The sequence below is a fragment of the Streptomyces sp. NPDC002446 genome (assembly GCF_053595675.1).
On the sequence record NZ_JBSFYC010000008.1, the window covers coordinates 85,442 to 108,497 of the forward strand.

The 23,056-nt window shown below is 72.5% G+C and carries 23 protein-coding genes; 14 read left to right on the forward strand and 9 right to left on the reverse strand.

What is annotated here, in order from left to right; translation table 11 throughout:
* Positions 1 to 103 precede the first annotated feature (103 nt).
* The 3 genes from ACWD6P_RS07180 to ACWD6P_RS07190 are packed head-to-tail and all read left to right on the forward strand — an operon-like array spanning position 104 to position 4,046.
* On the forward strand, positions 104 to 2,386 hold the full coding sequence (locus ACWD6P_RS07180) for an RNA degradosome polyphosphate kinase (RefSeq protein WP_451443029.1): 2,283 nt from the start codon (positions 104 to 106) through the stop codon (positions 2,384 to 2,386).
* Positions 2,370 to 3,614, forward strand: a complete 1,245-nt coding sequence (locus tag ACWD6P_RS07185) for a CHAD domain-containing protein (RefSeq protein ID WP_451443030.1) — start codon at positions 2,370 to 2,372, stop codon at positions 3,612 to 3,614. Before ACWD6P_RS07180 ends, ACWD6P_RS07185 begins: the two co-directional genes overlap by 17 nt.
* Before the next feature lie 12 nt (positions 3,615 to 3,626).
* Positions 3,627 to 4,046, forward strand: a complete 420-nt coding sequence (locus tag ACWD6P_RS07190; protein ID WP_451443031.1) for an NUDIX hydrolase — start codon at positions 3,627 to 3,629, stop codon at positions 4,044 to 4,046.
* A 27-nt stretch (positions 4,047 to 4,073) separates the two neighbouring features.
* Here the strand turns inward: ACWD6P_RS07190 and ACWD6P_RS07195 are convergent, their stop codons facing one another.
* Positions 4,074 to 4,514, reverse strand: a complete 441-nt coding sequence (locus ACWD6P_RS07195; protein WP_451443032.1) for a MarR family winged helix-turn-helix transcriptional regulator — start codon at positions 4,512 to 4,514, stop codon at positions 4,074 to 4,076.
* 150 nt (positions 4,515 to 4,664) lie between these two features.
* Between ACWD6P_RS07195 and ACWD6P_RS07200 the strand changes: the two genes are divergently transcribed.
* Positions 4,665 to 5,711: an SMP-30/gluconolactonase/LRE family protein gene (locus ACWD6P_RS07200; RefSeq protein ID WP_451443033.1), complete on the forward strand. Its 1,047-nt coding sequence runs from the start codon at positions 4,665 to 4,667 to the stop codon at positions 5,709 to 5,711.
* A 222-nt stretch (positions 5,712 to 5,933) separates the two neighbouring features.
* Positions 5,934 to 6,362: a VOC family protein gene (locus ACWD6P_RS07205; protein WP_451443034.1), complete on the forward strand. Its 429-nt coding sequence runs from the start codon at positions 5,934 to 5,936 to the stop codon at positions 6,360 to 6,362.
* 262 nt (positions 6,363 to 6,624) lie between these two features.
* Here ACWD6P_RS07205 and ACWD6P_RS07210 read toward each other — a convergent pair whose 3' ends face one another.
* Positions 6,625 to 7,632, reverse strand: coding sequence for an aldo/keto reductase (locus ACWD6P_RS07210; protein ID WP_451443035.1), 1,008 nt, complete (start codon positions 7,630 to 7,632; stop codon positions 6,625 to 6,627).
* A 142-nt stretch (positions 7,633 to 7,774) separates the two neighbouring features.
* Between ACWD6P_RS07210 and ACWD6P_RS07215 the strand changes: the two genes are divergently transcribed.
* Positions 7,775 to 8,641 carry a helix-turn-helix domain-containing protein gene (locus tag ACWD6P_RS07215; protein ID WP_451443036.1) on the forward strand — a complete coding sequence of 289 codons (867 nt, stop codon included), beginning with the start codon at positions 7,775 to 7,777 and terminating at the stop codon, positions 8,639 to 8,641.
* 40 nt (positions 8,642 to 8,681) lie between these two features.
* On the opposite strand, the gene ACWD6P_RS07220 is transcribed toward ACWD6P_RS07215, so the two are convergent.
* Positions 8,682 to 9,527, reverse strand: a complete 846-nt coding sequence (locus tag ACWD6P_RS07220) for a class I SAM-dependent methyltransferase (protein ID WP_451443037.1) — start codon at positions 9,525 to 9,527, stop codon at positions 8,682 to 8,684.
* Positions 9,528 to 9,695: 168 nt separating this feature from the next.
* On the opposite strand from ACWD6P_RS07220, the gene mshA reads away from it, so the two are divergent.
* Together mshA and ACWD6P_RS07230 are read left to right on the forward strand one after the other, a co-directional pair.
* A complete protein-coding gene (mshA, locus tag ACWD6P_RS07225; protein WP_451443038.1) occupies positions 9,696 to 11,066 on the forward strand; it encodes a D-inositol-3-phosphate glycosyltransferase in 1,371 nt (456 codons plus the stop codon).
* Positions 11,059 to 11,646 carry a YbjN domain-containing protein gene (locus ACWD6P_RS07230; protein ID WP_451443039.1) on the forward strand — a complete coding sequence of 196 codons (588 nt, stop codon included), beginning with the start codon at positions 11,059 to 11,061 and terminating at the stop codon, positions 11,644 to 11,646. The genes mshA and ACWD6P_RS07230 overlap by 8 nt, the downstream gene beginning before the upstream one ends.
* Positions 11,647 to 11,684: 38 nt before the next feature.
* On the opposite strand, the gene ACWD6P_RS07235 is transcribed toward ACWD6P_RS07230, so the two are convergent.
* A complete protein-coding gene (locus tag ACWD6P_RS07235; RefSeq protein ID WP_451443040.1) occupies positions 11,685 to 13,742 on the reverse strand; it encodes a phosphocholine-specific phospholipase C in 2,058 nt (685 codons plus the stop codon).
* Positions 13,743 to 13,996: 254 nt separating this feature from the next.
* On the opposite strand from ACWD6P_RS07235, the gene ACWD6P_RS07240 reads away from it, so the two are divergent.
* Together ACWD6P_RS07240 and ACWD6P_RS07245 are read left to right on the forward strand one after the other, a co-directional pair.
* Positions 13,997 to 14,962, forward strand: coding sequence for an NAD(P)/FAD-dependent oxidoreductase (locus ACWD6P_RS07240; protein WP_451443041.1), 966 nt, complete (start codon positions 13,997 to 13,999; stop codon positions 14,960 to 14,962).
* Positions 14,962 to 15,819 carry a class I SAM-dependent methyltransferase gene (locus tag ACWD6P_RS07245; protein ID WP_451443042.1) on the forward strand — a complete coding sequence of 286 codons (858 nt, stop codon included), beginning with the start codon at positions 14,962 to 14,964 and terminating at the stop codon, positions 15,817 to 15,819. Before ACWD6P_RS07240 ends, ACWD6P_RS07245 begins: the two co-directional genes overlap by 1 nt.
* A 44-nt stretch (positions 15,820 to 15,863) precedes the next feature.
* Here ACWD6P_RS07245 and ACWD6P_RS07250 read toward each other — a convergent pair whose 3' ends face one another.
* Both ACWD6P_RS07250 and ACWD6P_RS07255 read right to left on the reverse strand, forming a co-directional pair.
* Positions 15,864 to 16,193 carry a deoxyxylulose-5-phosphate synthase gene (locus ACWD6P_RS07250; protein WP_451443043.1) on the reverse strand — a complete coding sequence of 110 codons (330 nt, stop codon included), beginning with the start codon at positions 16,191 to 16,193 and terminating at the stop codon, positions 15,864 to 15,866.
* Positions 16,194 to 16,249: 56 nt separating this feature from the next.
* Complete coding sequence (locus ACWD6P_RS07255) at positions 16,250 to 17,551, reverse strand: MDR family MFS transporter (protein ID WP_451443044.1); 1,302 nt, start codon at positions 17,549 to 17,551, stop codon at positions 16,250 to 16,252.
* Between the two features lie 233 nt (positions 17,552 to 17,784).
* On the opposite strand from ACWD6P_RS07255, the gene ACWD6P_RS07260 reads away from it, so the two are divergent.
* The gene (locus tag ACWD6P_RS07260; RefSeq protein WP_384424826.1) at positions 17,785 to 18,546 is read left to right on the forward strand and encodes a phosphoglyceromutase; all 762 of its coding nucleotides are present in this window, start codon (positions 17,785 to 17,787) and stop codon (positions 18,544 to 18,546) included.
* 85 nt (positions 18,547 to 18,631) lie between these two features.
* On the opposite strand, the gene ACWD6P_RS07265 is transcribed toward ACWD6P_RS07260, so the two are convergent.
* Positions 18,632 to 19,069 (reverse strand): DUF7144 family membrane protein, encoded by a 438-nt coding sequence (locus ACWD6P_RS07265; RefSeq protein ID WP_451443045.1) that lies wholly within the window; start codon positions 19,067 to 19,069, stop codon positions 18,632 to 18,634.
* Positions 19,070 to 19,212: 143 nt separating this feature from the next.
* Between ACWD6P_RS07265 and ACWD6P_RS07270 the strand changes: the two genes are divergently transcribed.
* Positions 19,213 to 19,461, forward strand: a complete 249-nt coding sequence (locus tag ACWD6P_RS07270; RefSeq protein ID WP_451443046.1) for an SCO4226 family nickel-binding protein — start codon at positions 19,213 to 19,215, stop codon at positions 19,459 to 19,461.
* Positions 19,462 to 19,600: 139 nt separating this feature from the next.
* On the opposite strand, the gene ACWD6P_RS07275 is transcribed toward ACWD6P_RS07270, so the two are convergent.
* Both ACWD6P_RS07275 and phoU read right to left on the reverse strand, forming a co-directional pair.
* On the reverse strand, positions 19,601 to 19,753 hold the full coding sequence (locus ACWD6P_RS07275; protein WP_451443047.1) for a hypothetical protein: 153 nt from the start codon (positions 19,751 to 19,753) through the stop codon (positions 19,601 to 19,603).
* Between the two features lie 155 nt (positions 19,754 to 19,908).
* Positions 19,909 to 20,586: a phosphate signaling complex protein PhoU gene (gene phoU / locus ACWD6P_RS07280; RefSeq protein WP_451443048.1), complete on the reverse strand. Its 678-nt coding sequence runs from the start codon at positions 20,584 to 20,586 to the stop codon at positions 19,909 to 19,911.
* A gap of 465 nt (positions 20,587 to 21,051) precedes the next feature.
* Between phoU and ACWD6P_RS07285 the strand changes: the two genes are divergently transcribed.
* A complete protein-coding gene (locus ACWD6P_RS07285) occupies positions 21,052 to 22,320 on the forward strand; it encodes a sensor histidine kinase (protein WP_451443049.1) in 1,269 nt (422 codons plus the stop codon).
* The gene (locus tag ACWD6P_RS07290) at positions 22,317 to 22,997 is read left to right on the forward strand and encodes a response regulator transcription factor (protein ID WP_006603892.1); all 681 of its coding nucleotides are present in this window, start codon (positions 22,317 to 22,319) and stop codon (positions 22,995 to 22,997) included. Before ACWD6P_RS07285 ends, ACWD6P_RS07290 begins: the two co-directional genes overlap by 4 nt.
* Positions 22,998 to 23,056 lie beyond the last annotated feature (59 nt).

Below are 23,056 nucleotides of genomic sequence, written 5' to 3' on the forward strand. Positions count from 1 at the left end.
CTGAATGCAGCCCGCTGTGCCGAATGTCCCCCACCCGAGGCTCCATCTCGCGCCGCCTCCTCCTGACGCGCCTGGAACCCCGGGGACGCGGAAGAATAAGGCCATGAACCATCAGCCCAGCGCTCAGGCACAGGTCCAGCCCGAGATGCCGACCACGAAGCCCCGCGAGGCTCCGGCGCCGTCGGCCCAGCCTTCCGTGGGCTCCATCGCCGCGCACCGCCCCAACGCGGTCCGCGGGACGGTGCCGGGCCTGGAACCCGACCTGGACGCCGATCCGGACGCGTACGAGGACCGGGGCGTGGTGGGCGCGGACGGCGAGGAACTGCCCGGCGACCGCTTCCTGGACCGCGAGCGCAGCTGGCTGGCGTTCAACGAGCGGGTGCTCGAACTGGCCGAGGACCCGGCCACCCCCCTCCTCGAACGGGCGAACTTCCTGGCGATTTTCGCCAGCAACCTCGACGAGTTCTTCATGGTCCGGGTCGCCGGGCTCAAGCGGCGGATAGCAACCGGTGTGGCCACCCGCTCCGCGTCCGGCCTGCAGCCCCGCGAGGTGCTGGAGCTGATCTGGACGCGCTCGCGCGAACTCATGGCCCGGCACGCCGCCTGCTTCCAGCAGGACATCGCCCCCGAGCTCGCCGACCAGGGCATTCACCTGATCCGCTGGCCGGAGCTGACCGAGAAGGAGCAGGCCCGCCTGTTCACCCTCTTCCGCCAGCAGATCTTCCCGGTACTCACTCCACTGGCGGTGGACCCGGCACACCCCTTCCCGTACATCTCCGGCCTCTCGCTGAACCTGGCCGTCGTCGTACGCAACCCGGTCAGCGGCCATGACCACTTCGCGCGGGTGAAGGTCCCGCCGCTGCTCTCCCGCTTCCTGGAGGCCTCCCCGCAGCGCTACGTCCCCATCGAGGACGTCATCGCCGCCCACCTGGAGGAGCTGTTCCCGGGCATGGAGGTGCGCGCCCACCACATGTTCCGGGTCACCCGCAACGAGGACCTGGAGGTGGAGGAGGACGACGCCGAGAACCTGCTCCAGGCCCTGGAGAAGGAGCTGATGCGGCGGCGCTTCGGACCGCCGGTCCGCCTGGAGGTCGAGGAGTCCATCGACCCCGCGGTGCTCGACCTGCTCGTCCAGGAGCTGAAGATCTCCGACGCCGAGGTCTATCCGCTGCCCGGCCCGCTGGACCTGACCGGGCTCTTCGGAATAGGGGCGCTGGACCGGCCCGAGCTGAAGTACCCCAAGTTCGTGGCCGGCACCCACCGTGACCTCGCCGAGGTGGAGTCGGCCTCCGCCCCCGACGTCTTCGCGGCGCTGCGCGCCCGCGACGTCCTGCTCCACCACCCCTACGACTCCTTCTCCACCTCCGTCCAGTCCTTCCTGGAGCAGGCCGCCGCCGACCCCGACGTCCTCGCGATCAAGCAGACGCTCTACCGCACCTCGGGCGACTCGCCGATCGTCGACGCCCTGATAGACGCCGCCGAGTCCGGCAAGCAGGTCCTCGTCCTCGTCGAGATCAAGGCCCGCTTCGACGAGCAGGCCAACATCAAGTGGGCGCGGAAGCTGGAGGAGGCCGGCTGCCACGTCGTCTACGGCCTGGTCGGCCTCAAGACGCACTGCAAGCTCTCGCTCGTCGTCCGCCAGGAAGGCGAGATGCTGCGCCGCTACTCCCACGTGGGGACCGGCAACTACCACCCCAAGACGGCCCGGCTCTACGAGGACCTCGGCCTGCTGACCGCCGACCCGCAGGTCGGGGCCGACCTCTCCGACCTGTTCAACCGGCTCTCCGGCTACTCCCGCCGCGAGACCTACCGCCGCCTCCTGGTCGCCCCCAAGTCCCTGCGGGACGGCCTGGTCCAGCGCATCGACAAGGAGGCCGCGCACCACCGCGCCGGCCGCCCCGCCTATGTCCGCATCAAGGTCAACTCGATGGTCGACGAGGCCGTCATCGACGCCCTCTACCGCGCCTCGCAGGCGGGCGTACCGGTCGACATCTGGGTGCGCGGCATCTGCGCGCTGCGCCCGGGGGTGCCCGGCCTGAGCGAGAACATCCGCGTCCGCAGCATCCTCGGCCGCTTCCTGGAGCACTCCCGGATCTTCGTCTTCGGCAACGGCGGGGAGCCCGAGGTGTGGCTGGGCAGCGCCGACATGATGCACCGGAACCTGGACCGGCGGATCGAGGCGCTGGTGCGGGTGGCCGACCCGGCGCACCGCGCCTCGCTCAACCGGCTGCTGGAGACCGGGACTTCGGACTCCACGTCCTCCTGGCGCCTGGGCCCGGACGGCGACTGGACCCGGCGCGCCGTGGACGCGGACGGCGCGCCGCTGCGCAACGTACAGGAAATGCTCATCGACGCCCGGAGGCGCCGGCGTGGCCCAGCGACATGACCAGCCGACCGGGGGGCCGGCCGGTCTCCTCGGTACCGGATACGAGCCCGGGGCGCCCGGAGCCCGTTCCGCGGTGGTGGACGGGCCGTACGCGCCCGAGGCCGCGGCGCCGTACGGCCTCGGCGACGAGGTGCCCGGCAGCGCCCCGGCCGCCGGCTCCGCCGCCGCGGCCACCCTGGCCGCCCGGACCGCCGAGGAGGTGCTCGCCGGCTATCTGCACCAGCAGTCCTCGGAGTTCCTGCGCAGTCTGCGGCTGCACCACGAGAGCGGCTCGGACGCGGAGGGCGCCGGCACGGCCGCCCGCCAGCTGCGCCGCGCCGCCCGCCGGATCAGCGCCACCCTGCACACCTTCCGGCCGCTGACCGAGGAGGCCTGGGCCGACCAGCTCCTCGCCGAACTCGGCTGGCTGTCCGGCACGCTGGCCCGCGAGCAGGCCTGCGCGGCCCGCCGCGAGCGGCTGATGGCGGCGCTGCAGCGGCTGACGGGCCGGGGGGAACGGCCCGAGCGGCCCGCCCGCGGCGAACGGAGCGAGCGGGCGGACCGCGCAGAGCGGGGCACACGCGCCGACCGCACGGCCACGGCCACCGCCGGGCCCGCCGCCCCCTCCGAGCCGGATCCGGACACCGCACTGGCGGCCGGGGCCGCACGGGCCGGGGCGCTGCTGGACCGCCAGCTCACCCTCGCCCGCACCCGCGCCCACTCCGCCGCGCTGCAGGCACTGGGCTCCTCCCGCTTCCACGCCGTCGCCGACTCCGTCGCGGTGCTCGCCTCCGAGGCGCCGCTGGCCCGTACGGCCGCGGAGCTGCCGGCCGCCGAAGCGCTGCCGCCGCTCGCCGAGCAGGCGCACCGGCGGCTCACGGAGGCGGTCGGCGCGCTGCCGCTGTCGCGTGCGGGACACCCGTACAACGCCGAGGCGCTCACCGCCGACCACCGGCAGGACGCGTCCTGGCACCAGGTCCGGCTCCTGGTGCGGCTGAGCCGCTACGCCCAGGAGGTCACCGGGCCCGAGCACGCCGATGCGCGGCTGACGGAGGCCGCCCGCGCCCTGGAGTCCCACCGCGACGCCGCGGAGGCCGCCGCCGCTGCTGCCGCCGCGGCCCGCACCCCCAGAATCGCCCCGGCCACGGCCTACGCCCTCGGGGTGCTGCACGCCGACCAGCGCCACCAGGTGGAGGCGGCCCGGTTCGCCTTCGGCCGGGTGTGGCTGGCCAAGGTGCCCAGGGGCTGAGGGGGAGTGAAGGTGACCGTCCCCCGGAAACCGGTACGGGCCGCCGGCTGTGTGCTGTGGCGCCGCGCGGCCACCGAGGACGGGCTGGAGATCGGTCTCGTCCACCGTCCCAAGTACGACGACTGGTCACACCCGAAAGGCAAACTCAAGCGCGGTGAGGACCCGCTGGCCGGTGCGGTACGCGAAGTGGCCGAGGAGACGGGGATGGACTGCCGCCCCGGCGCCCCGCTGCCGACCGCCTGCTACCTCGCCGGCGGACGCCCCAAGCAGGTCCGCTACTGGGCCGCCGAGGCCGTCGCCGGCGCCTTCACCCCGAGTGCCGAGGTCGACCGCCTGGCCTGGCTCACTCCCGCCGAGGCCCGCGGCCGCCTGACCCATGAACGCGACCGGCCCCTGGTGGACGCACTGCTGGCGTCGTTGCATCTGGCCTGAGCCGAGCCGTCTTCACTCACACCCGCCCTAGGGCCGGACGGACTCCAGGAGGGCCACGCACCGGCCCAGGAGCGCGACGAGCGACTCCCGCTCCGCGTCGCTGAACTCCGCCGCGAGGGCCCGCTCGACCCGGATGGCGCGGGCGTCCGCGTCGGCCATGACCGTTCTGCCCTCGTCGGTCAGGCGGGTCTCCAGGACGTTCTTGTGCCACTGGTGCGGGGTGCGTTCGATCAGCCCGCGCTCCTGGAGGTTCTTCAGCACGGTGTTCATGGTCGGGGGCGTCACCCCGCACGCCCTGGCCAGCGCCGCGGCCGAGATCCCCGGCTGCTCCGTGAGGAACAGCAGCGCGGCGTACTGCGCGACGGTCAGGCCGGCCGGCTTGAGCACCGCGTACTTGGTCGCATTGAGGGCCTGTTCGGCGCGCTTGATATGCGATCCGAGACGCTCGTCGGCGGGCATGGAGGTCATCCCCGCATCGTAACGAGCGGGCTGCGCGAGCACCCCACCTCATCATTAGAGGCTTACTTGAAATTAGCCCATTGACGAGCATTAGAGTTCTAACTTATGTTAGCGCTCAGTCGATCAATGCCGCCCCGGCTCCCACGAGAAAGGCCCACCATGCGCCCTCTGCGCCCTCTGCGCCGCCTGCGCCGCCGCCGCACCGCCCTCGCCGCGCTCACCCTCACGCTCGCCACCGCCGCGCCGGCCGCCGCGACCGCAGGGACCGCGCCCGGCACGGCGGGCCACGCCCCCCGGAGCGGCCCCCACTCCCGGGTCCACGCCGTCCACGACCTGCCGGGCGACCGCGCCTACCCGGAAGGCATCGCCGAGGACCGGCGGACCGGGCACCTCTACGTGGGCTCGTACGCCACCGGGGCCGTCTACCGGATCACCCCCGGCCAGCGTGCCGCGAAGGTCTTCCTGCCCGCCGGTGCGGACGGCCGCCACACGGCCAACGGCCTGAAGGCGGACCGCGCGGGGCGCCTGTGGGTGATCGACTCCACCACCGGCGTCGCCGTGTACGACCTGCGCCAGCGCCGCCTCCTCGCCCGCTTCGCCGTCCCCGGCGACGCCCGGACCTTCGTCAACGACCTGGCCATCGCCCCGGACGGCAGCGCCTACCTCACCGACAGCGCCCGCGCCGTGATCTACCGCGTCACCCCGGACCGGCTCGCGCGGGTCACGGCGGGCACGGGGAGCGGCACGCTCACCCCGTACGCCGACCTCTCCGGCGTCCTCGCCCCGCACGCCCCCGACGGCTACACCCTCAACGGCATCGTCGCCGACCCCGCCGGACGCTTCCTGCTGGCGGCCGACTCGAACGGCGGCGACCTCTACCGCATCGGGCTCCCCTCCGGCGCCGTCCGCCGCCTGGCCCTCCACGGCGGCAGCATGCTCCTGGCCGACGGACTCGACCTGCGCCACGGCACCCTCTGGGCGGCCCACAACACCCGGAACACGGTGAGCCGTTGGCGGCTCCTCGCCGACGGCACCGCCGCCCGTATGGAGCGCCAGGTCACCGACACCGCCCTCCAGGTCCCCACCACCCTCGTACGGCAGCACGGCCGCACCCTGGTGGTCCGCTCGCAGTTCGACAAGGGCGGCCCCATGGGCCCCGGCACGCCGCAGACGCCGTTCTCGGTCGCGGCCGTGGACGGGATCTGACGGCGGTACGCCCCGAAAAGGCCTTGCCCCGGCCCGCAGTGATCTTTAAAGTCGGCCGGGTGACTGCCGGGTCGGCCATGGGCCATTCATCAGTGAGGCTCCCGGCCTCGGCGTGAGCCCGAGGCGGGCACGAGGCCCGCCCCTTCTCTCCGCGTCTTCGCTCCCGGCGCCCCCACGCGGCGCCCGGTCCCCGCACACCCAAGACCTGGAGAGAACCCCACCATGCCGTACGACCAGCAGCTTTCGCACATTCCCGAGCCACCAGTCACCACCGTCCAGCTCAACCACACCGCCATATACGCCAGCGACCGGCACCTGTCGGCCGAGTTCCTCGCCGCGGTCCTCGGCCTTGAGGTCGGCGCACCGTTCGGGCCCTTCCTCCCCGTCGACCTCGGCAACGGCGTGACGCTCGACTACTACGAGAAGCGCGACGAGCCGATCCAGTCGCAGCACTACGCCTTCCTCGTCCCCGACGCCCAGTTCGACACCATGATCGCCCGCCTGGACACGCTCCAGGTCACCTACTTCGCCGACCCCGGCCACACCGACCCCGGCCGGATCAACCACCTCTTCGGCGGCCGCGGCGCCTACTTCGCCGACCCGGACGGCCACAACATGGAGATCATGACCCGGCCTTACGTGCGTCCGTAGCCGGGCTGCTCCCGCGGTGACGAGCACTTCGCCACCCTGCGAAATGGTCTACGGCCCTACCGTCAGCTGCCCGCCGTACGAGCGCTGATGGAACGATCCCGGAACGTAGCTCTCCTCAAAGCCGCCTAGAAAGCCCGCCCCAGGCAGGCCGGTTACTGAGCCGTCGGCCCTGCACGCGAAGGGGGAGGGGCCATAGCGGCACCCTCCCCCGGTGCGGCGAAGACGGCGGTGGATGCAGGACGGAACGCGCCGCGTCGACCGCTCACCGCCTCCGCAGCGACGCGTCCGCGATGGCCGGGGGCACGTAGTAGCTGTCCGCGCGGTTGAGGTCGGTGCCGGGCGGGACGATGGTGTCGATGCGGTCCAGGATGTCGGCGGTGAGGGTGACTTCGGAGCCCTCCAGGAGGCCGTCGAGCTGGGGGAGGGTGCGCGGGCCGATGATGACGGAGGTGACCGCGGGGTGGCTGCGGACGAACGCGGTCGCCAGGTGCGGGAGCGTCAGGCCCGCCTCGGCGGCGACCTCGCCGAGGGCGGCGACCGCCTCCGCCTTGCGGGCGTTCTCCGGGATCGAGAGGTCGAACTTGTGGGATTCGATGCCGGCTCGCGAACTGGCCGACAGCGCACGGCCGGAGAGCCAACCGGCGCTGAGCGGACCCCAGGTCAGCACGCCCATGCCGTAGCGCTGAGCGGTCGGCAGTACCGCGTTCTCCGCGGCGCGCGCCAGCATCGAGTACGGCGGCTGTTCGGTGCGGAAGCGGAGGTGGCCGCGGCGCTCGGCGGTCCACTGGGCCTCTACGATCTGCTCCGCGGGGAAGGTCGAGCTGCCGATCGCACGGACCTTGCCGGAGCGGACCAGGTCCGACAGCGCGGAGAGCGTCTCGTCGATGTCGGTCGTGGGGTCGGGGCGGTGCACCTGGTAGAGGTCGATGTGGTCGGTGCCGAGCCGGCGCAGGCTGTCCTCCACGGCGCGGACGATCCAACGGCGGGAGGCGCCGCCGTGGTTGGCGTCCGGTCCCATGGAGTTGAAGAACTTGGTGGCCAGGACGACATCGTCGCGGCGGCCCTTGAGCGCCTTGCCGAGGATCTCCTCGGACTCGCCGGCGGAGTACCAGTCCGCGGTGTCGACGAAGTTGATGCCGGCGTCCAGCGCGCGGTGCACGATCCGTATGGACTCGTCGTGATCGGTGTTGCCGAACGCGCCGAGCATCATCGCGCCCAGCGCGTACTCGCTGACCGAGATGCCGGTGCCGCCGAGGATCCTGCGCTGCATGAAGCACTCCTTCTCCGTCCCCCGGATACGTCCCTGAGGGGTGTGCGGACCACCCTGGCGCCCGTACGGGGAGCGGACCAGGCCCGTCGCAGCCTGGGTCCGGCAAGACCACCCAGCCGGTCGTGCGTCGCATACTGGACGGATGCTGCACGCGGAAATCGAGATCAGTGCGTTCCTCAAGGCGCGTCGCGCCGCGCTCGACCCGGCCGACCTCGGCCTGCCCGGCGGCATCGGCCGCCGGCGGGTGCGCGGGCTGCGGCGCGAGGAGGTCGCCCAGCTCGCCGGCATCAGCGTCGACTACTACACCCGCATCGAACAGGGCCGGGCGCAGGCCATCTCCGACTCCGTCCTGGACGCCATCGCGCGGGCGCTGCGGCTGTCCGGCGGCGAGGTGACGTATCTGCACAACATCGCGGCGCCCCGGCGGCGCACGGCGGACGGCTGTGCCGGCGGGCCCGCCCCCGGCCGGACCGTACGGCCTGAGATCCGGCAGCTCCTGGACGCCATGGACAGCACCGTCCCGGCCGTGATCATCGGCCGTGGCCTGGACATCCTGGCCTGGAACGCGCTCGGCGGCCGGGTCGCCTTCGACCTGGAGGCGCTCGCCCCGGACCGGCGCAACAGCGCCCTGCTGGTCTTCCTCCACCCGGCGGCCCGCGCCCTGCACCCGGACTGGGAGGCCAAGGCCGTCGAGGTGGTCGGCAATCTGCGTGCCGACAGCGGCCGGCACCCCGACGACCCGCGGATCTGCGACGTCGTCAACGAGCTGCTGGCGCACAGCGAGGACTTCCGGCGGATCTGGGAGACGCAGTCGGTGCAGGAATGCCTGCGCGGCACCAAGCGCATCCTGCATCCGGAGGTCGGCGAGCTCGACGTCACCTTCGAGAGCTTCCGGCTGAGCACCGACGAGGACCAGACACTGGTGACGTACACGGCGCCGCGGGGGTCCCGCACGGAGCGGCGACTGCGCGAGCTGGGGGAGCGGCAGGCCGCGGCCGCGGCGGCTTAGCGGCTGCCCCGACGCGTCGGGGCCGCGCACGGCCGCGCGCCTACCCCCGCGGAGCCAGCGCCTCCCAGCGCACCGTGACCTCGCCCTGGCGCCTGCGCCGGGGGTCGCCGGCCAGGGGCCAGTCCGTCGCCAGAGCCGCGACGGCGGCCCGCCACCGCTGGCGCGCGCCCAGGGCGCCCAGTGGCGCGGCGCTCGCCCAGGCGCGGTCGAAGTCCCGCAGGAAGGCGTGCACCGGCTCGCCCGGAACATTCCGGTGGATCAGCGCCTTCGGAAGGCGTTCTGCCAGGTCGGAGGGGGTGTCAAGGGAGCCGAGGCGGGTGGCGAAGGTGACCGTGCGCGGGCCCTCGGGGCCCAGCGCCACCCACACGTGCCGCCGCCCGATCTCATCGCAGGTGCCCTCCACCAGCAGCCCGCCGGGCGCCAGCCGGGCGCACAGCCGCTGCCAGACGGCGGCCACCTCGTCCTCGTCGTACTGCCGCAGCACGTTCGCCGCCCGGATCAGTACCGGCGCCCGCCCCCGCGTGCCCGGCAGCGGCACCTCGAAGCCGCCGTGCAGGAAGTCCAGCCCCGGCTTCTCGTACGGCCGGGCGGCCTCGACCCGCGCCGGGTCGATCTCGACGCCGACGACGCGGGCGTCCGGCCGGACCGTACGGAGGCGGCCCAGCAGCTCCACCGCGGTCCAGGGCGCGGCCCCGTAGCCGAGGTCGACCGCGACGGGGTCGGCGCTGCGGCGCAGCTCGGCGCCGTGTTCCGCGGCTATCCAGCGGTCCATGCGGCGCAGCCGGTTGGGGTTGGTGGTCCCGCGGGTGGCCGTGCCGACGGGCCGCGCGGCGGCGGGACGTGCGGTGGCGGCGGTGAGGGAGGGCGGGGAGGGGCGGCGGGCCATGCCTTCGAGAGTATGGGGTGCCCCGCCCGTCCTCGTATTCCGTCCCGCACCATGGTCACGCTTTGGCAAAGTACGCAGACCGGGCGCCGGACGGAAATGGATGGCGGGCGTCTGTTGTTGCACGGGGGCGGAGGCGCGACGCCCGCCCCGCCAAGGAGGTAGCCCGACGTGAGCCAATATGTGTCCCGGCTCCGCAACCGACCCCACGGCCAGTTCCCGGGCCAGGGAAGGCTGCGGCTGCCCGGCGGGGCCCGGCGCCCCCGCCGCGTGGCCATGCTCAGCGTCCACACCTCGCCGCTGCACCAGCCCGGCACCGGCGACGCCGGCGGTATGAACGTCTACATCGTCGAGCTGGCCAGGAAGCTCGCCTCGATCAACATCGAGGTGGAGATCTTCACCCGGGCCACCACCGGCACCCTCCCGCCCGCCGTCGAGCTCGCCCCCGGCGTCCTGGTACGGCATGTGGACGCCGGCCCGTACGAGGGCCTGGCCAAGGAGGACCTCCCCGCCCAGCTGTGCGCCTTCACGCACGGCGTGATGCAGACCTGGGCCGGCCACCGCCCCGGCTACTACGACCTGGTCCACTCGCACTACTGGCTCTCCGGCCACGTCGGCTGGCTGGCCGCCGAGCGCTGGGGCGTCCCGCTGGTGCACGCCATGCACACCATGGCCAAGGTCAAGAACGCCGCGCTGGCCGTCGGCGACACCCCGGAGCCGGCCGCCCGGGTCATCGGCGAAACCCAGATCGTCCGGGCCGCCGACCGCCTGATAGCCAACACCGCCGAGGAGGCGGACGAGCTCGTACGGCACTACGACGCCGAGCGCGGCAAGGTCGCCGTCGTCCACCCCGGCGTCAACCTCGACCGCTTCCGGCCCACCGGTGGCCCGGTCGCCCGGAGCCGGGCCGCCGCCCGCGCCCGCCTGGGCCTGCCGCAGGACGCGGTCATCCCGCTCTTCGCCGGGCGGATACAGCCGCTGAAGGCCCCCGACATCCTGCTGCGCGCGACCGCCGCCCTGCTGGCCGAGGACCCCTCGCTGCGCTCCCGCCTGGTCGTGCCCGTCGTCGGGGGGCCCAGCGGCAGCGGCCTGGCCAAGCCCGAGGGCCTGCAGAAGCTGGCCGCCCGGCTCGGCATCGCCGATCTGGTGCAGTTCCGTCCCCCGGTCGGCCAGGAACAGCTCGCCGACTGGTACCGCGCCGCATCCGTGCTGGTCATGCCCTCGTACAGCGAGTCCTTCGGGCTGGTCGCCATCGAGGCCCAGGCCTGCGGCACCCCCGTCGTCGCGGCCGCGGTCGGCGGCCTCCCGGTGGCCGTACGCGACGGCGTCAGCGGCTTCCTGGTCGCCGGCCACGACCCCGCCGACTACGCCCGCGCGCTGCGCCGCTTCCTTACGGACCCGGCCCTGCCCGACCGCATGGGCACCGCCGCCGCCCGCCACGCCCAGTCCTTCGGCTGGGACACCGCCGCCGCGGCGACCGGCGAGGTCTACACCGCCGCGATGCAGGAGCGGCGGCGTCACCTACGATCGGCCCATGGCTGACGGCGCGAGGCAGGTGCGACAGGTGGATCCGGTGCGGCAGGCGCAGCAGGCAGGACAGGTGCGGCAGGCGGGCGCGGCGCAGCAGCCGCAACAGGCGCGGCAGGTGATCGAGACGGCTCTGACCGACGCCGAGCTCGACTGGGAGTCCCCCTCCGACGGCACCTACGTCGTCAAGCTCCCCGGCACCCGCAAACTCTCCACGACCTGCTCCCTCATCGTCGGCAAGCACTCCCTCTCCATCAACGCCTTCGTCGTGCGCCACCCCGACGAGAACCACGAGGCCGTGCACCGCTGGCTCCTCGAACGCAACACCCGCCTCTACGGCGTCAGTTACGCGATCGACAAGCTCGGCGACATCTACCTCGTGGGCAAACTCCCGCTCGCCGCCGTCACCCCCGACGAACTCGACCGCATCCTCGGCACGGTCCTGGAGAACGCCGACGGCAGCTTCAACACCCTGCTGGAGATGGGCTTCGCCACCGCCATCCGCAAGGAGTACGCCTGGCGGGTCTCCCGCGGCGAGTCCACCCGCAACCTGGAGGCGTTCGCCCACCTGACGCGGGACGGCGGCACGGCCTGACGCCCGTCCGGTGGCTCACGGCCCGCGGTGGCGGCCGGTCACCGCGTATGCAGGGCCGGGTCGCTGGTGCCGGGCTCGCCGGTCTCCACATGCCCCGCGAGCCTGCGCAGGTAGGTGCGGTCGTCATCGGAGCGTACGTGCAGGTCGTACCAGCGCTTGCTGTGTCCGAGGTCGATCCAGCGGGTCTGCCGTTCGCCGGCGGCGACGGTGAGACGGACGGTCCTGCCGCCGTAGGCATGGGTGAGGGTCAGGTGGCAGTCGGCCTTCCCCGGGTTGGCGACGGTGAGTTTGAGGCGCCCGCTGCTCTTGTCGTGGTGCCCGGTGACCTCCGGGCCCGCGGCCGCGGGGGAACCCCGGTAGCTGCGGAGGTAGCCGTTGGGGCCGTGGACGGTGAGGTCGTACGTGCCGTCGGAGGAGGCGGTGCTCCAGGTGTCGGACACCGTCTCGCCGGGCCCGGCGGTGTAGGTCCAGGGGCCGTCGGTGCGGTTGCCGCTGGTGACGAGGAAGCAGGCGCCCCGCTCCTCGCCGGCGGTGAAGGCGAGGGTGACGTTCGTGCCGGAGTGCCGCACGGCCGCGGTGACGAGCGGGACGTAGGGCAGCGGCCGGGTGCGCCTGGCGCCCCTCTCCTGCCTGGGCAGGGCGGGGTCGGCCGGCGGTGAGTGGGTGTAGCTGCCGTGGCGTTCGCCGTCCGGCGGCCGGTAGCCGGCGGTGCTGGGCAGGGGCGCGTGCCGGGTGTGCCGGAGGCTGAAGTCGAAGGCCGAGGTCAGGTCGCCGCAGACGGCCCGGCGCCAGGGGGAGATATGCGGTTCGCGGACGCCGAAGCGGCGTTCCATGAACCGGATGACGGAGGTGTGGTCGAAGACCTCGGAGCAGACGTAGCCTCCGGTGGACCACGGGGAGACCACGAGCGTGGGGACCCGCATGCCGAGTCCGTAGGGGCCGGCGCTGTAGTCGTCGTTCCCGGGGAAGAGGTCGAGCCGTGTGTCGACGGTGGAGGCTCCCCAGGAGGAGTCGGCCGGCGGGTAGGGCGGGGGCACGTGGTCGAAGTAGCCGTCGTTCTCGTCGTAGGTGATGAACAGGGCGGTCCTGCTCCACACCTCCGGATCGGACGTCAGCGCGTCGAGCACCTGTGAGATGTACCAGGCGCCGTAATTGGCGGGCCAGTTGGGATGCTCGCAGAACGCTTCCGGTGCCGCTATCCAGGAAATCTGCGGCAGTTTCCCGCTCTTGACGTCCGCACGGAGGTCGTCCAGCAGATGACCGCCCTCCTTCACCTTCGTCCCCTTGCGCGCCTTCTCATAGAGCGCGTCCCCCGGCTTCGCCGTGCGGAACGCGTTGAAGAACATCAGGGAGTTGTCCGCGTAGTTGCCGCGGTAGGCGTCTTCGAGAGCGCCCCAGAGCCCCTTTTCGTCCAGGCCGTCGCCGATGTCCTGGTACACCTTCCAGGAGACACCGGCCTTTTCCAGGCGCTCGGCGTAGGTGGTCCAGTCGTATCCCGCTTCTTCGTTTCCGAGGACCGGCCCGCCGCCCTTTCCGTCATTGCCGACGTGTCCCGTGTACAGGTAGTAGCGGTTGGGGTCCGTTGCACCCATGAAAGAGCAGTGGTACGCGTCGCAGACCGTGAAAGCGTCGGCCAAGGCGTAGTGGAACGGGATGTCTTCCCTGGTCAGATAGGCCATCGTCCCGGAGGTCTTCGCCGGTATCCAGTTGTCGAACTTCCCCTTGTTCCATGCCTGGTGCCCGGTTTCCCAGTCGTGGTCCAGCCCGGCGAGGAACTTCATGCCCAGATCGTCGGCGTCCGGACGGTAGGGAAGGACTTCCTTTCCGCCGCCGGACTGGTGCCACACCGGCTTTCCGCTCTGCAGCGTCATCGGCCGCGGGTCGCCGAATCCGCGCACGCCCTTGAGCGTGCCGAAGTAGTGGTCGAACGAGCGGTTCTCCTGCATGAGGACGACGATGTGCTCCACGTCGTCGATCGACCCCGACCGTCCGGCGGCGGGTATCCCGACCGCGCGCAGGATGCTGCCGGACAATGCCGCGGCGCCGGCGGCTCCGCCTGCTGCCTGGAGGAAGCGCCGTCGGTTGAATTCAGGCATGGAGCTGCACCTTTGACACGCAGGGGGTGGGGGGCGGTCACCGTAGACCGGCCGTCGGGCGGGACGTCAAATCCTGAAGAGGACCCGAAGAGGAATCGTGAAGAAACACGAGCGATCCGCATCGGCGGGCAACCCGGCGCCCCGCGCTCCCCGTCGCCCCCGCACCGCCCGCCGGGCCCTGTTGCGAAAACGGCAACAATGTTTGCCCCTTTCGCGCCTCCGGGCGCATGGTCGGCGCCAGGAGGTGCTCCACCATGGAAGACAGACTGGATCCGGCACCGGAAGAGGTGCAGGACGTATTGATCGTCGGGGGCGGCGCCGGCGGCCTGAACGCCGCGCTGATGCTGGCCCGGACCCGCCGCCGGGTGCTGGTGGTCGACTCCGGCGCCCCGCGCAACGCCCCCGCCAGGGAGGTGCACGGCTTCGTCTCCCGGGACGGCACACCGCCGGCGGAACTGCTGGCCGCCGGCCGGGCGGACGTCGAGCGGTACGGCGGACGGGTCGTCAGGGGCGAGGTACGCACACTGCGGCGGGCGGCCGGCGCCGAGGGCATCGCCTTCGAGGCCGAACTCGCCGGCCACCGCACCGTACGGGCCCGCCGCGTCATCGTGGCGACCGGCCTGCGCGACGAACTCCCCGACCTCCCCGGCCTGCGCGAACGCTGGGCGCGCGAGGTGCTGCACTGCCCGTACTGCCACGGCTGGGAGGTGCGCGACCAGCCGCTCGGCGTGCTCGGCGCGGCCGGCCGGGAGGCGGCGGCGCTGCATCAGGCCCTGCTGGTGCGGCAGCTCTCCGACGACGTGGTGTTCTTCGCCGAGGCCCTGGACGACGGTGCCGACCGCGCCAGGCTGACCGCGCGCGGCATACGGATCGTGGACGGCGAGGTCGGCGGCCTGGTGGTCGAGGACGACCGGCTGCGGGGCGTACGGCTGGCGGACGGGACCGTCGTGACGCGGTCCGCGCTCTTCGTGCCCACCCGCCCCGTACCCCGCGACGAACTGCTCACCGGCCTGGGCTGCGCACGGGACGAGAGCGGCCGCCTCCGGACGGATCCGAGCGGGCGGACCAGCGTGCCGGGCGTCTGGGCGGCCGGCAACGCGGTCGACTCCGGTGCCCATGTGGTCACCGCGGCCGCGGGCGGAGCCAAGGCGGCGCTCGCGCTGAACATGGACCTCATCGAGGAAGAACTGGCCGGGTACGGCCGAAGGGAGCGGGTGTGATGACGAACCACGGGCACGGCCACGACGACGACTTCGACTGGGCCGCGATGGCCGACCTCCTGGAGCTCGAAGGCGAGACCCACAGCCCCTACGTCCGCCAGGCCCTGGCCGAGCTGGCGCATCTGACGCCGCGCCGGATCCTGGACATCGGCAGCGGACCGGGCGTCGCGGCCTGCCGGCTGGCCGAGGTGTTCCCCGAGGCCGAGGTCACCGCGGTCGACGGGTCGCCGGAGTTGCTGGCCCGCGCGGCACAACGCGCCGAGCGGCTCGGCGCCCGACTGCGGACACAGGAGGCCGAGTTCCCGGCGGGGCTCGCCGACCTGGAGCCGGCGGACCTGGTGTGGTCCGGGCAGGCCGTCCACCACGTAGGAGACCAGCAGGGCGTACTGAACCAGCTGGCGAAGCTGCTCGCGCCCGGCGGCGTACTGGCCGTCGTCGAGGGCGGCCTGCCGCCCCGCTGGCTGCCGCGCGACCTGGGCTTCGGTCGTCCCGGACTGCAGGAGCGGCTGGACGTGGCGATGGCCGAACGCTTCAGCCGGATGCGGGCCGAGCTGCCCGGCTCGGTGGCCGTGGTCGAGGACTGGCCCGGAATGCTGCGGACCGCGGGACTCACCGGCGCCCACAGCAGGACGTTCCTCGTGGACCACCCCGCGCCGCTGGCGGAAGAGCCCCGGCGGTTCGTACGGCAGTTCCTGACGCGGATCCGCCAGGTACTCGACGGGCTCCTGGACGCCGAGGACCGCACGACCCTGGACCGCCTCCTCGACCCGTCCGACCCGGCGGGCGTCGACCGCCGCCCGGACCTGTTCCTGCTGACCGCGAAGACCGTGCACTTCGGTTCGGCGCCGTCGTCCTGAACAACCGCGTGCACGGGGCGGGGTGGTGCCGGTCCCCCCTCCGGCTACGGCACCTCGTAGCGCACCAGCGCGCGGGCGAACGGCTCGCCGGTGGCCTTCGCGAAGGCCATCCGCTCCCGCACTTCGCCCAGCGTGCGGGGGCGGTAACCGGGGCCGCCGCAGCAGCTCTTGTGGAAGCGGATGCCCGCGTTCAGGAGGACGGAGAGCACTCGCCATCCGGCGGTGTCGCGGCGCTTCGGCGGTGCGAAGGCGGAACCGGCGTGGATCAGCGGCTTTGCGCAGCGCGGGCAGCGGCGCTCGTGGTCGCCATCGTACGGCTGCTTGTACGAGGCACGGCACGGGAGGCAGACGTACGACGTCTTCGAGGGCGGCATGGGGGCGAGCGTAGCCGCGGCGGGGACAGGGCTCGACGGGTTTTCGGCGCCGCTCGTCACGCGACCGGTTCACCCGTGGCCGGCGCGGAGGACTCCCTGTCCGCGGGCCGCGCCGCTCCCGCCACCGGCTCCCCCTGCTCCGGCAGATTCCGCAGCAGCAGCCCGTATCCGGCCGCCGCCACCGTGCCCACGACCGCGCAGCCCGCCCACAGGGCGTCCGTGCCGTAGTGGTCGATGACCGTGCCGCCGAGCAGCGGGGCCGCCAGGGAGGCGATGGACCAGGACAGGGCGTACATGCCCTGGTAGCGGCCGCGGCCGTGGAGGGGGGAGAGGCGTACCACCAGGCCCATCTGGGTGGGGGAGTTGATGATCTCCCCGAGGGTCCAGACGGCGACGGCGACCGCGTACATGGCGACGGAGCCCGCCAGCGCGGTCAGCCCGAAGCCGTAGCCGGCCAGCAGGGACGAGCCGACGAGGAGCATCGCCGGGCTGCGGTGCTCGATGAAGCGGGTGACGGGGATCTGCAGCAGCACGATGAGGACGCCGTTGACCGCGATCACCGCGCCGAAGTCCGCGCTGGAGAAGCCGTCGTGACCCATCGACACCGGCATCGAGACGTACGCCTGCTGGAAGAGGAGCGCCAGGAGGAGGTTGAGGCCGACGACGGTCATGAAGCGGCCGTCGCGCAGCACGGTCAGCATGGAGACGGCGGCGGGGGAGGGGGCGGCGCCCGGCGTGCCCTCCGCCGCGTGCGCGGCGGGGCGCGACTCCGGGAGCTTGACGAAGACGACCACGGCGCAGGCCAGGACGAGCGCCGACTCGCCCAGGAAGAGGGCCAGATAGCCGTGTTCGGCGATGAGCCCGGCGGCGGCGGAGGAGATGGCGAAGCCGAGGTTGATCGCCCAGTAGTTGAGGGAGTAGGCCCGGACGCGGTCCTCGGGGGCGACGATGTCCGCCATCATCGCCTGTACGGCGGGGCGGGAGGCGTTGGACGCCATACCGACCACGCCCGCCACGACCGCGATGGCGACCGGGTCCTCCATGAAGCCCAGCAGCGCCACGGACGCCGCCGTGGACAGCTGCGCGATCAGCATGGTGGGCCGGCGGCCGAGGCGGTCGGTCATGACGCCCGCGCCGATGGAGGAGATCACGCCGCCCAGCCCGTGGAGCGCGCCGACCAGGCCCGCGTAGGAGGCGGAGTGGCCCCGCTCGACGGTCAGGTAGAGCGCCAGGAAGGTCGCGACGAACGCGCCCAGCCGGTTGATCAGGGTGCTGGTCCACAGCCACCAGAACTGCCGGGGGAGACCGGAGACGCTCTCGGCGGCGGCGCGTCTCAGACCACGGATGGATGCGGACATGACATTTCCCCCTGGTGGTGCGGCGCATGGCGGAGCACGGTGCGCGGTGTGTACGTGGTCGTCCGGCGGGCCCCGGCAACGGGACCGTGTAAGTGGTGCAGGCGACGACCGCAACCTACTTTCCGGTCGGCTTCTGCCGCCACCCAATTGACGGGAACCGTCAAACGTCACCGGGAAGCCCAGGTCCTGGACCCGCGCAGGGCCATGTCCGGAATTGGATTACGCTCGACGCCATGGCCGACGCACCGTACAAGCTGATCCTCCTCCGCCACGGCGAGAGCGAGTGGAACGCGAAGAACCTGTTCACCGGCTGGGTGGACGTCAACCTCAACGAGAAGGGCGAGAAGGAGGCGGTCCGCGGCGGAGAGCTGCTCAAGGACGCCGGGCTTCTCCCCGACGTAGTGCACACCTCCCTCCAGAAGCGCGCCATCCGCACCGCGCAGCTGGCCCTGGAGTCCGCCGACCGGCACTGGATCCCGGTCCACCGCAGCTGGCGGCTGAACGAGCGCCACTACGGCGCGCTGCAGGGCAAGGACAAGGCGCAGACGCTGGCCGAGTTCGGCGAGGAGCAGTTCATGCTCTGGCGCCGCTCGTACGACACCCCGCCGCCCGCCCTCGAGGACGGCTCCGAGTTCTCCCAGAGCGACGACCCGCGCTACGCCGGCATCCCCAGCGAGCTGCGCCCGCGCACGGAGTGCCTCAAGGACGTCGTCACGCGGATGCTGCCGTACTGGTACGACGGCATCGTCCCGGACCTCCTCGCCGGCCGCACGGTGCTGGTCGCCGCCCACGGCAACAGCCTGCGCGCCCTGGTCAAGCACCTCGACGGCATCTCCGACGCGGACATCGCCGGCCTGAACATCCCCACCGGCATCCCGCTCTCCTACGAGCTGGACGCCGACTTCCGCCCCCTCACCCCCGGTGGCACCTACCTCGACCCGGAGGCCGCCAAGGCCGCCATTGAGGCAGTGAAGAACCAGGGCAAGAAGAAGTAACCCTGGCGCACGACGCCCGGCGTCGCTGGTCAAGCAAGCCCTCCACCTGCGGTTCTCCGCGGGCGGGGGGCTTGCGCCGTTCCGCTCAGACCCGCACTCCCCGCACGTGCCGGGGCTCCGCGACCAGGCCGTAGATGACGAGCACGGACATCACCATGATGAAGATCGACCAGTACGGGAACGTCGACAGGAACATCAGCTGGCCCACCAGGCAGGCGGAGGCCAGGACGATGCCGGTGATCCGCGCGGCCCGGACGCCCAGGAGCACGCCCAGGCTGGCCAGGATCTGGGCGATGCCGATGATGATCCACACCCAGCCCCAGAAGGCGAAGTCGAAGACCAGCAGGCGGTTGCCGTGGTTGGCGGTCGTCTCGTAGTAGCCGTGGTCCAGCAGCGCCACAAAGCCGTTGAGGAGGTCGAACAAGCCGCTGAGCATCAGCATGATCCCGGCGAACACCACCCAGTGGGACTGCTCGGCGGGCGGAACGGGCCGGGTGTCCGGGGCAGGGGAATTCGGCTGCATGAGTCCCATCTCGCCCGGCGGGGAGGGGGCACGCAACAGGAGCGGGCCGTTGGGGCGAGAACCGGGGCGCCGAGGCAGCATGGAAGTGCAGAGCTGCGGGGGATCGGGAGCCCTGCCCGTCCGCGACCGGAAGGATGAGTCCGATGCCCAAGTTCATGGACATCCACCACGGCATGAAGAACCTCACGCAGGACGAGTTCAAAGCGGCGCACCAGGCCGACCTCGCCATACAGAGCGAGGAGGGCGTGACCTTCGAGCACGCCTGGGCCGACACGGAATCCGGCGATGTCTTCTGTCTGTCGGAGGCGCCCTCGGCGGGGGCCGTACAGCGCATACACGAGCGTGCCGGCCACAGAGCGGACGAGATCCATCCGCTGGCGCTCAGCCTGTGACCCGTCCGCGCGGCAGAGACGGCCGACCGGAGGGGGCGCCTGTGTGCCCCCGGAACACGGCAGAACACGGCAGCGGCCCCGGCCGGCTGATCAGCCGGCCGGGGCCGTGGTGGCACTGTGCCGTAGACCGCGGGAGCCGCTAGCAGCCGCCGCCGCACTGGCAGGGCCCGCCCGACTGGCAGCCGCAGCTGCAGCCGGGGCCGCAGGAGCACGCCATGGAGAGCTCCGGGCGCTCGACGGCCGTCGGGGCGCCGTGCGACGCGGGGACGGGGGAGTCCGCAAGGGATGCCATGCATTGCCTCCTAGGGATCACCTGGTGTCCGAGGGGTCACCTTCCGCCCCATTGCACGGCCGGGCGGCAGGGCGCGTCAACGGCGCGCGGAGGCACGCGTCAACGGCGCATGGTCGCTCACGGGGCGGACTCCCACCGCTCTCCCGCCCTTGCCGCTATGCGCCCTCCACCGTCGTCGGCGGGGCGAGCTCGTCGGCGTGCTCGCCGGTCACGAGGTAGACGACCCGCTTGGCGACGGAGACCGCGTGGTCCGCGAAGCGCTCGTAGTAGCGGCCCAGCAGGGTCACGTCCACGGCCGTCTCGATGCCGTGCTTCCAGCGGTCGTCCATCAGGTGCTGGAAGAGCGTGCGGTGCAGCAGGTCCATCGCGTCGTCGTCCTGCTCCAGCTGGAGCGCGAGATCGACGTCCTTGGTGATGATGACCTCGGCGGCCTTGGCCATCAGGCGCTGCGCCAGCTGCCCCATCTCCAGGATGGTGGCGTGCAGATCGCGCGGTACGGCCGTCTCCGGGAAGCGCAGCCGGGCCAGCTTGGCCACGTGCTGGGCCAGGTCGCCGGAGCGCTCCAGGTCGGCGCTCATCCGCAGCGAGGTGACGACGATACGCAGGTCCGTGGCGACCGGCTGCTGCCGCGCCAGCAGGGTGACCGCCCGTTCCTCCAGCTCACGCTGGAGGTCGTCGACCTTCTCGTCGGCCGCGATGACGTGCTCGGCCAGCTTGAGGTCCGCGTCGAGTATCGCCGTGGTGGCGCGCCCGATCGCGGAGCCGACGAGCCGGGCCATCTCGACCAGGCCCTCGCCGATCGAATCCAGCTCCTCGTGGTACGCGTCCCGCATCTGTGACCTTCTCTCGCGTCGAGTGGTGGTGTGGCGTGGTGTGGGAGGTGGGGCCGGGTGCAGTCGACCTGCGCCCACGGTCTCACGGTCCGTGCCCGCGCGGCCCGTGTCCCGCAGGGCGGTGCGCCACGGAGCCGGTACTCCGCCACCCGTCACCCGCACCCTCACCCTGCGGCCGGATCGCGACCTGCCGTCCCACCCCGGGTGAACCGGTACCGACGTGAAGGTGAACTCTGGGCGACGCGGCCGCTGCCCCCGGGCCGGCGCCGCCGTTCACCCGGCCGCACACCGGCGGGACCGGGCGCCGCACCGGCCCCCTCGGAGGCGTCCGGCGGCCGGCCGCACGCCGTCCCCGGCCCCCCGAGTGAACCCGTACGGACGCCACGGTGAACTCTGGGCGACGGCTGTTCGAGCAGCGGCTCGCAAGGCTGGGGGAGTGTCCGACCCGGCACATACTCTGGAGACATGAACGTGGACGCGGCCGTCGCCGCAGTGGCAGCGATCGCCGGGTTGTGCACCGGCGTCTTCGCCATGCTGGCGTTCCGCTGGAGCGAGCGTGACCAGGCCAAACCCACCCGCACCTCACTGCACACCGACGCCGTGCTGCCGCCCGGCGTCGACACCGTGCTCTCCGTCCTGCGCTCCTCGGCCGTGGTCCTCGACGAGGCCGACGCCGTCGTCAAGGCCAGCTCCGCGGCGTACGCCCTCGGCCTGGTCCGCGGCGGCAAGCTCGCCGTCGAGCCGATGATGCAGATGGCCCGCGACACCCGCAGGGACGGGGAGATACGCCAGGTCGAGCTGGACCTGCCGCGCCGCGGCACGGGCCGCGGGGAGGCCCTCGCGGTCTCCGCCCGGGTCGCCCCGCTCGGCTCCCGGCTCGTCCTGCTGCTCGTCGAGGACCTGACGGAGGCCCGCCGCATAGAGGCGGTCCGCCGCGACTTCGTCGCCAACGTCAGCCATGAGCTCAAGACGCCCGCCGGCGCGCTGTCGCTGCTCTCCGAAGCCGTGATGGACGCCAGCGACGACCCCGAGGCCGTCACCCGCTTCGCCGGCCGGATGCAGAACGAGGCCACCCGCCTGACCAACCTCGTCCAGGAGCTCATCGACCTCTCCCGGGTCCAGAACGACGACCCGCTGGAGGACGCCGAGCCGGTCCGGGTCGACGAGCTGGTCGCCGAGGCGATCGACCGCTGCCGCCAGCAGGCCGGCGCCAAGCAGATCACCATGGCCGCCGGAGGCACCGCCGACCTGCACGTATGGGGCAACCGCGGCCAGCTCGCGGCCGCCCTGGGCAACCTCGTCGAGAACGCCGTCAACTACTCCCCGGCGCGCACCCGCGTCGGGATCGCCGGGCGGCGGGTCTCCGCGCCCGGCGGCGACCTGATCGAGATCGCGGTGACCGACCAGGGCATCGGGATATCCGAAAAGGACCGGGACCGCGTCTTCGAGCGGTTCTACCGCGTGGACCCGGCGCGCTCGCGCGCCACCGGCGGGACCGGCCTCGGCCTCGCCATCGTCAAGCATGTGGCCGCCTCACACGGCGGGGAGGTCACGGTGTGGAGCGCTGAGGGACAGGGCTCCACGTTCACCCTGCGTCTCCCGGAAGCCGGGGCCGTACGCGACCGCGAACGGCCCGCCGATCTCTCCGCGGAGGGCCTCGACGACGAGGACCGCCCGTACGAGACCTTCAACGATCCGCTCCCTGCTCACCCAGCCCCGGAGGTCCTTCCGTGACCCGAGTGCTCGTCGTCGAGGACGAGGAATCGTTCAGCGACGCACTGTCGTACATGCTTCGCAAAGAGGGATTCGAGGTCGCCATCGCGGCAACGGGCCCCGACGGACTGGACGAGTTCGAGCGCAACGGCGCCGACCTCGTTCTGTTGGACCTGATGCTGCCTGGCCTGCCCGGCACGGAGGTCTGCCGCCAGCTGCGCGGCCGCTCCAACGTCCCGGTCATCATGGTCACCGCCAAGGACAGCGAGATCGACAAGGTCGTCGGCCTGGAAATAGGAGCCGACGACTACGTCACCAAGCCCTTCTCCTCCCGTGAGCTGGTCGCCCGCATCCGCGCGGTGCTCCGCCGCCGCGGCGAGCCCGAGGAGGTCACCCCGCAGGCACTGGAGGCCGGCCCGGTCCGGATGGACGTGGACCGCCATGTCGTCACGGTCTCCGGCGGCAAGGTCGACCTGCCCCTCAAGGAGTTCGACCTCCTGGAGATGCTGCTGCGCAACGCGGGCCGGGTGCTGACCCGCATGCAGCTCATCGACCGGGTCTGGGGCGCCGACTACGTGGGCGACACCAAGACCCTGGACGTGCACGTCAAGCGGCTGCGCGCCAAGATCGAACCCGACCCGGGCGCGCCGCGCTACCTGGTCACGGTCCGCGGTCTGGGCTACAAGTTCGAGCCGTAGACCGCCGGCGGACCACCGCACATGCGTCAGGGGCGCTCCCCCGATCCGGAGGGGCGCCC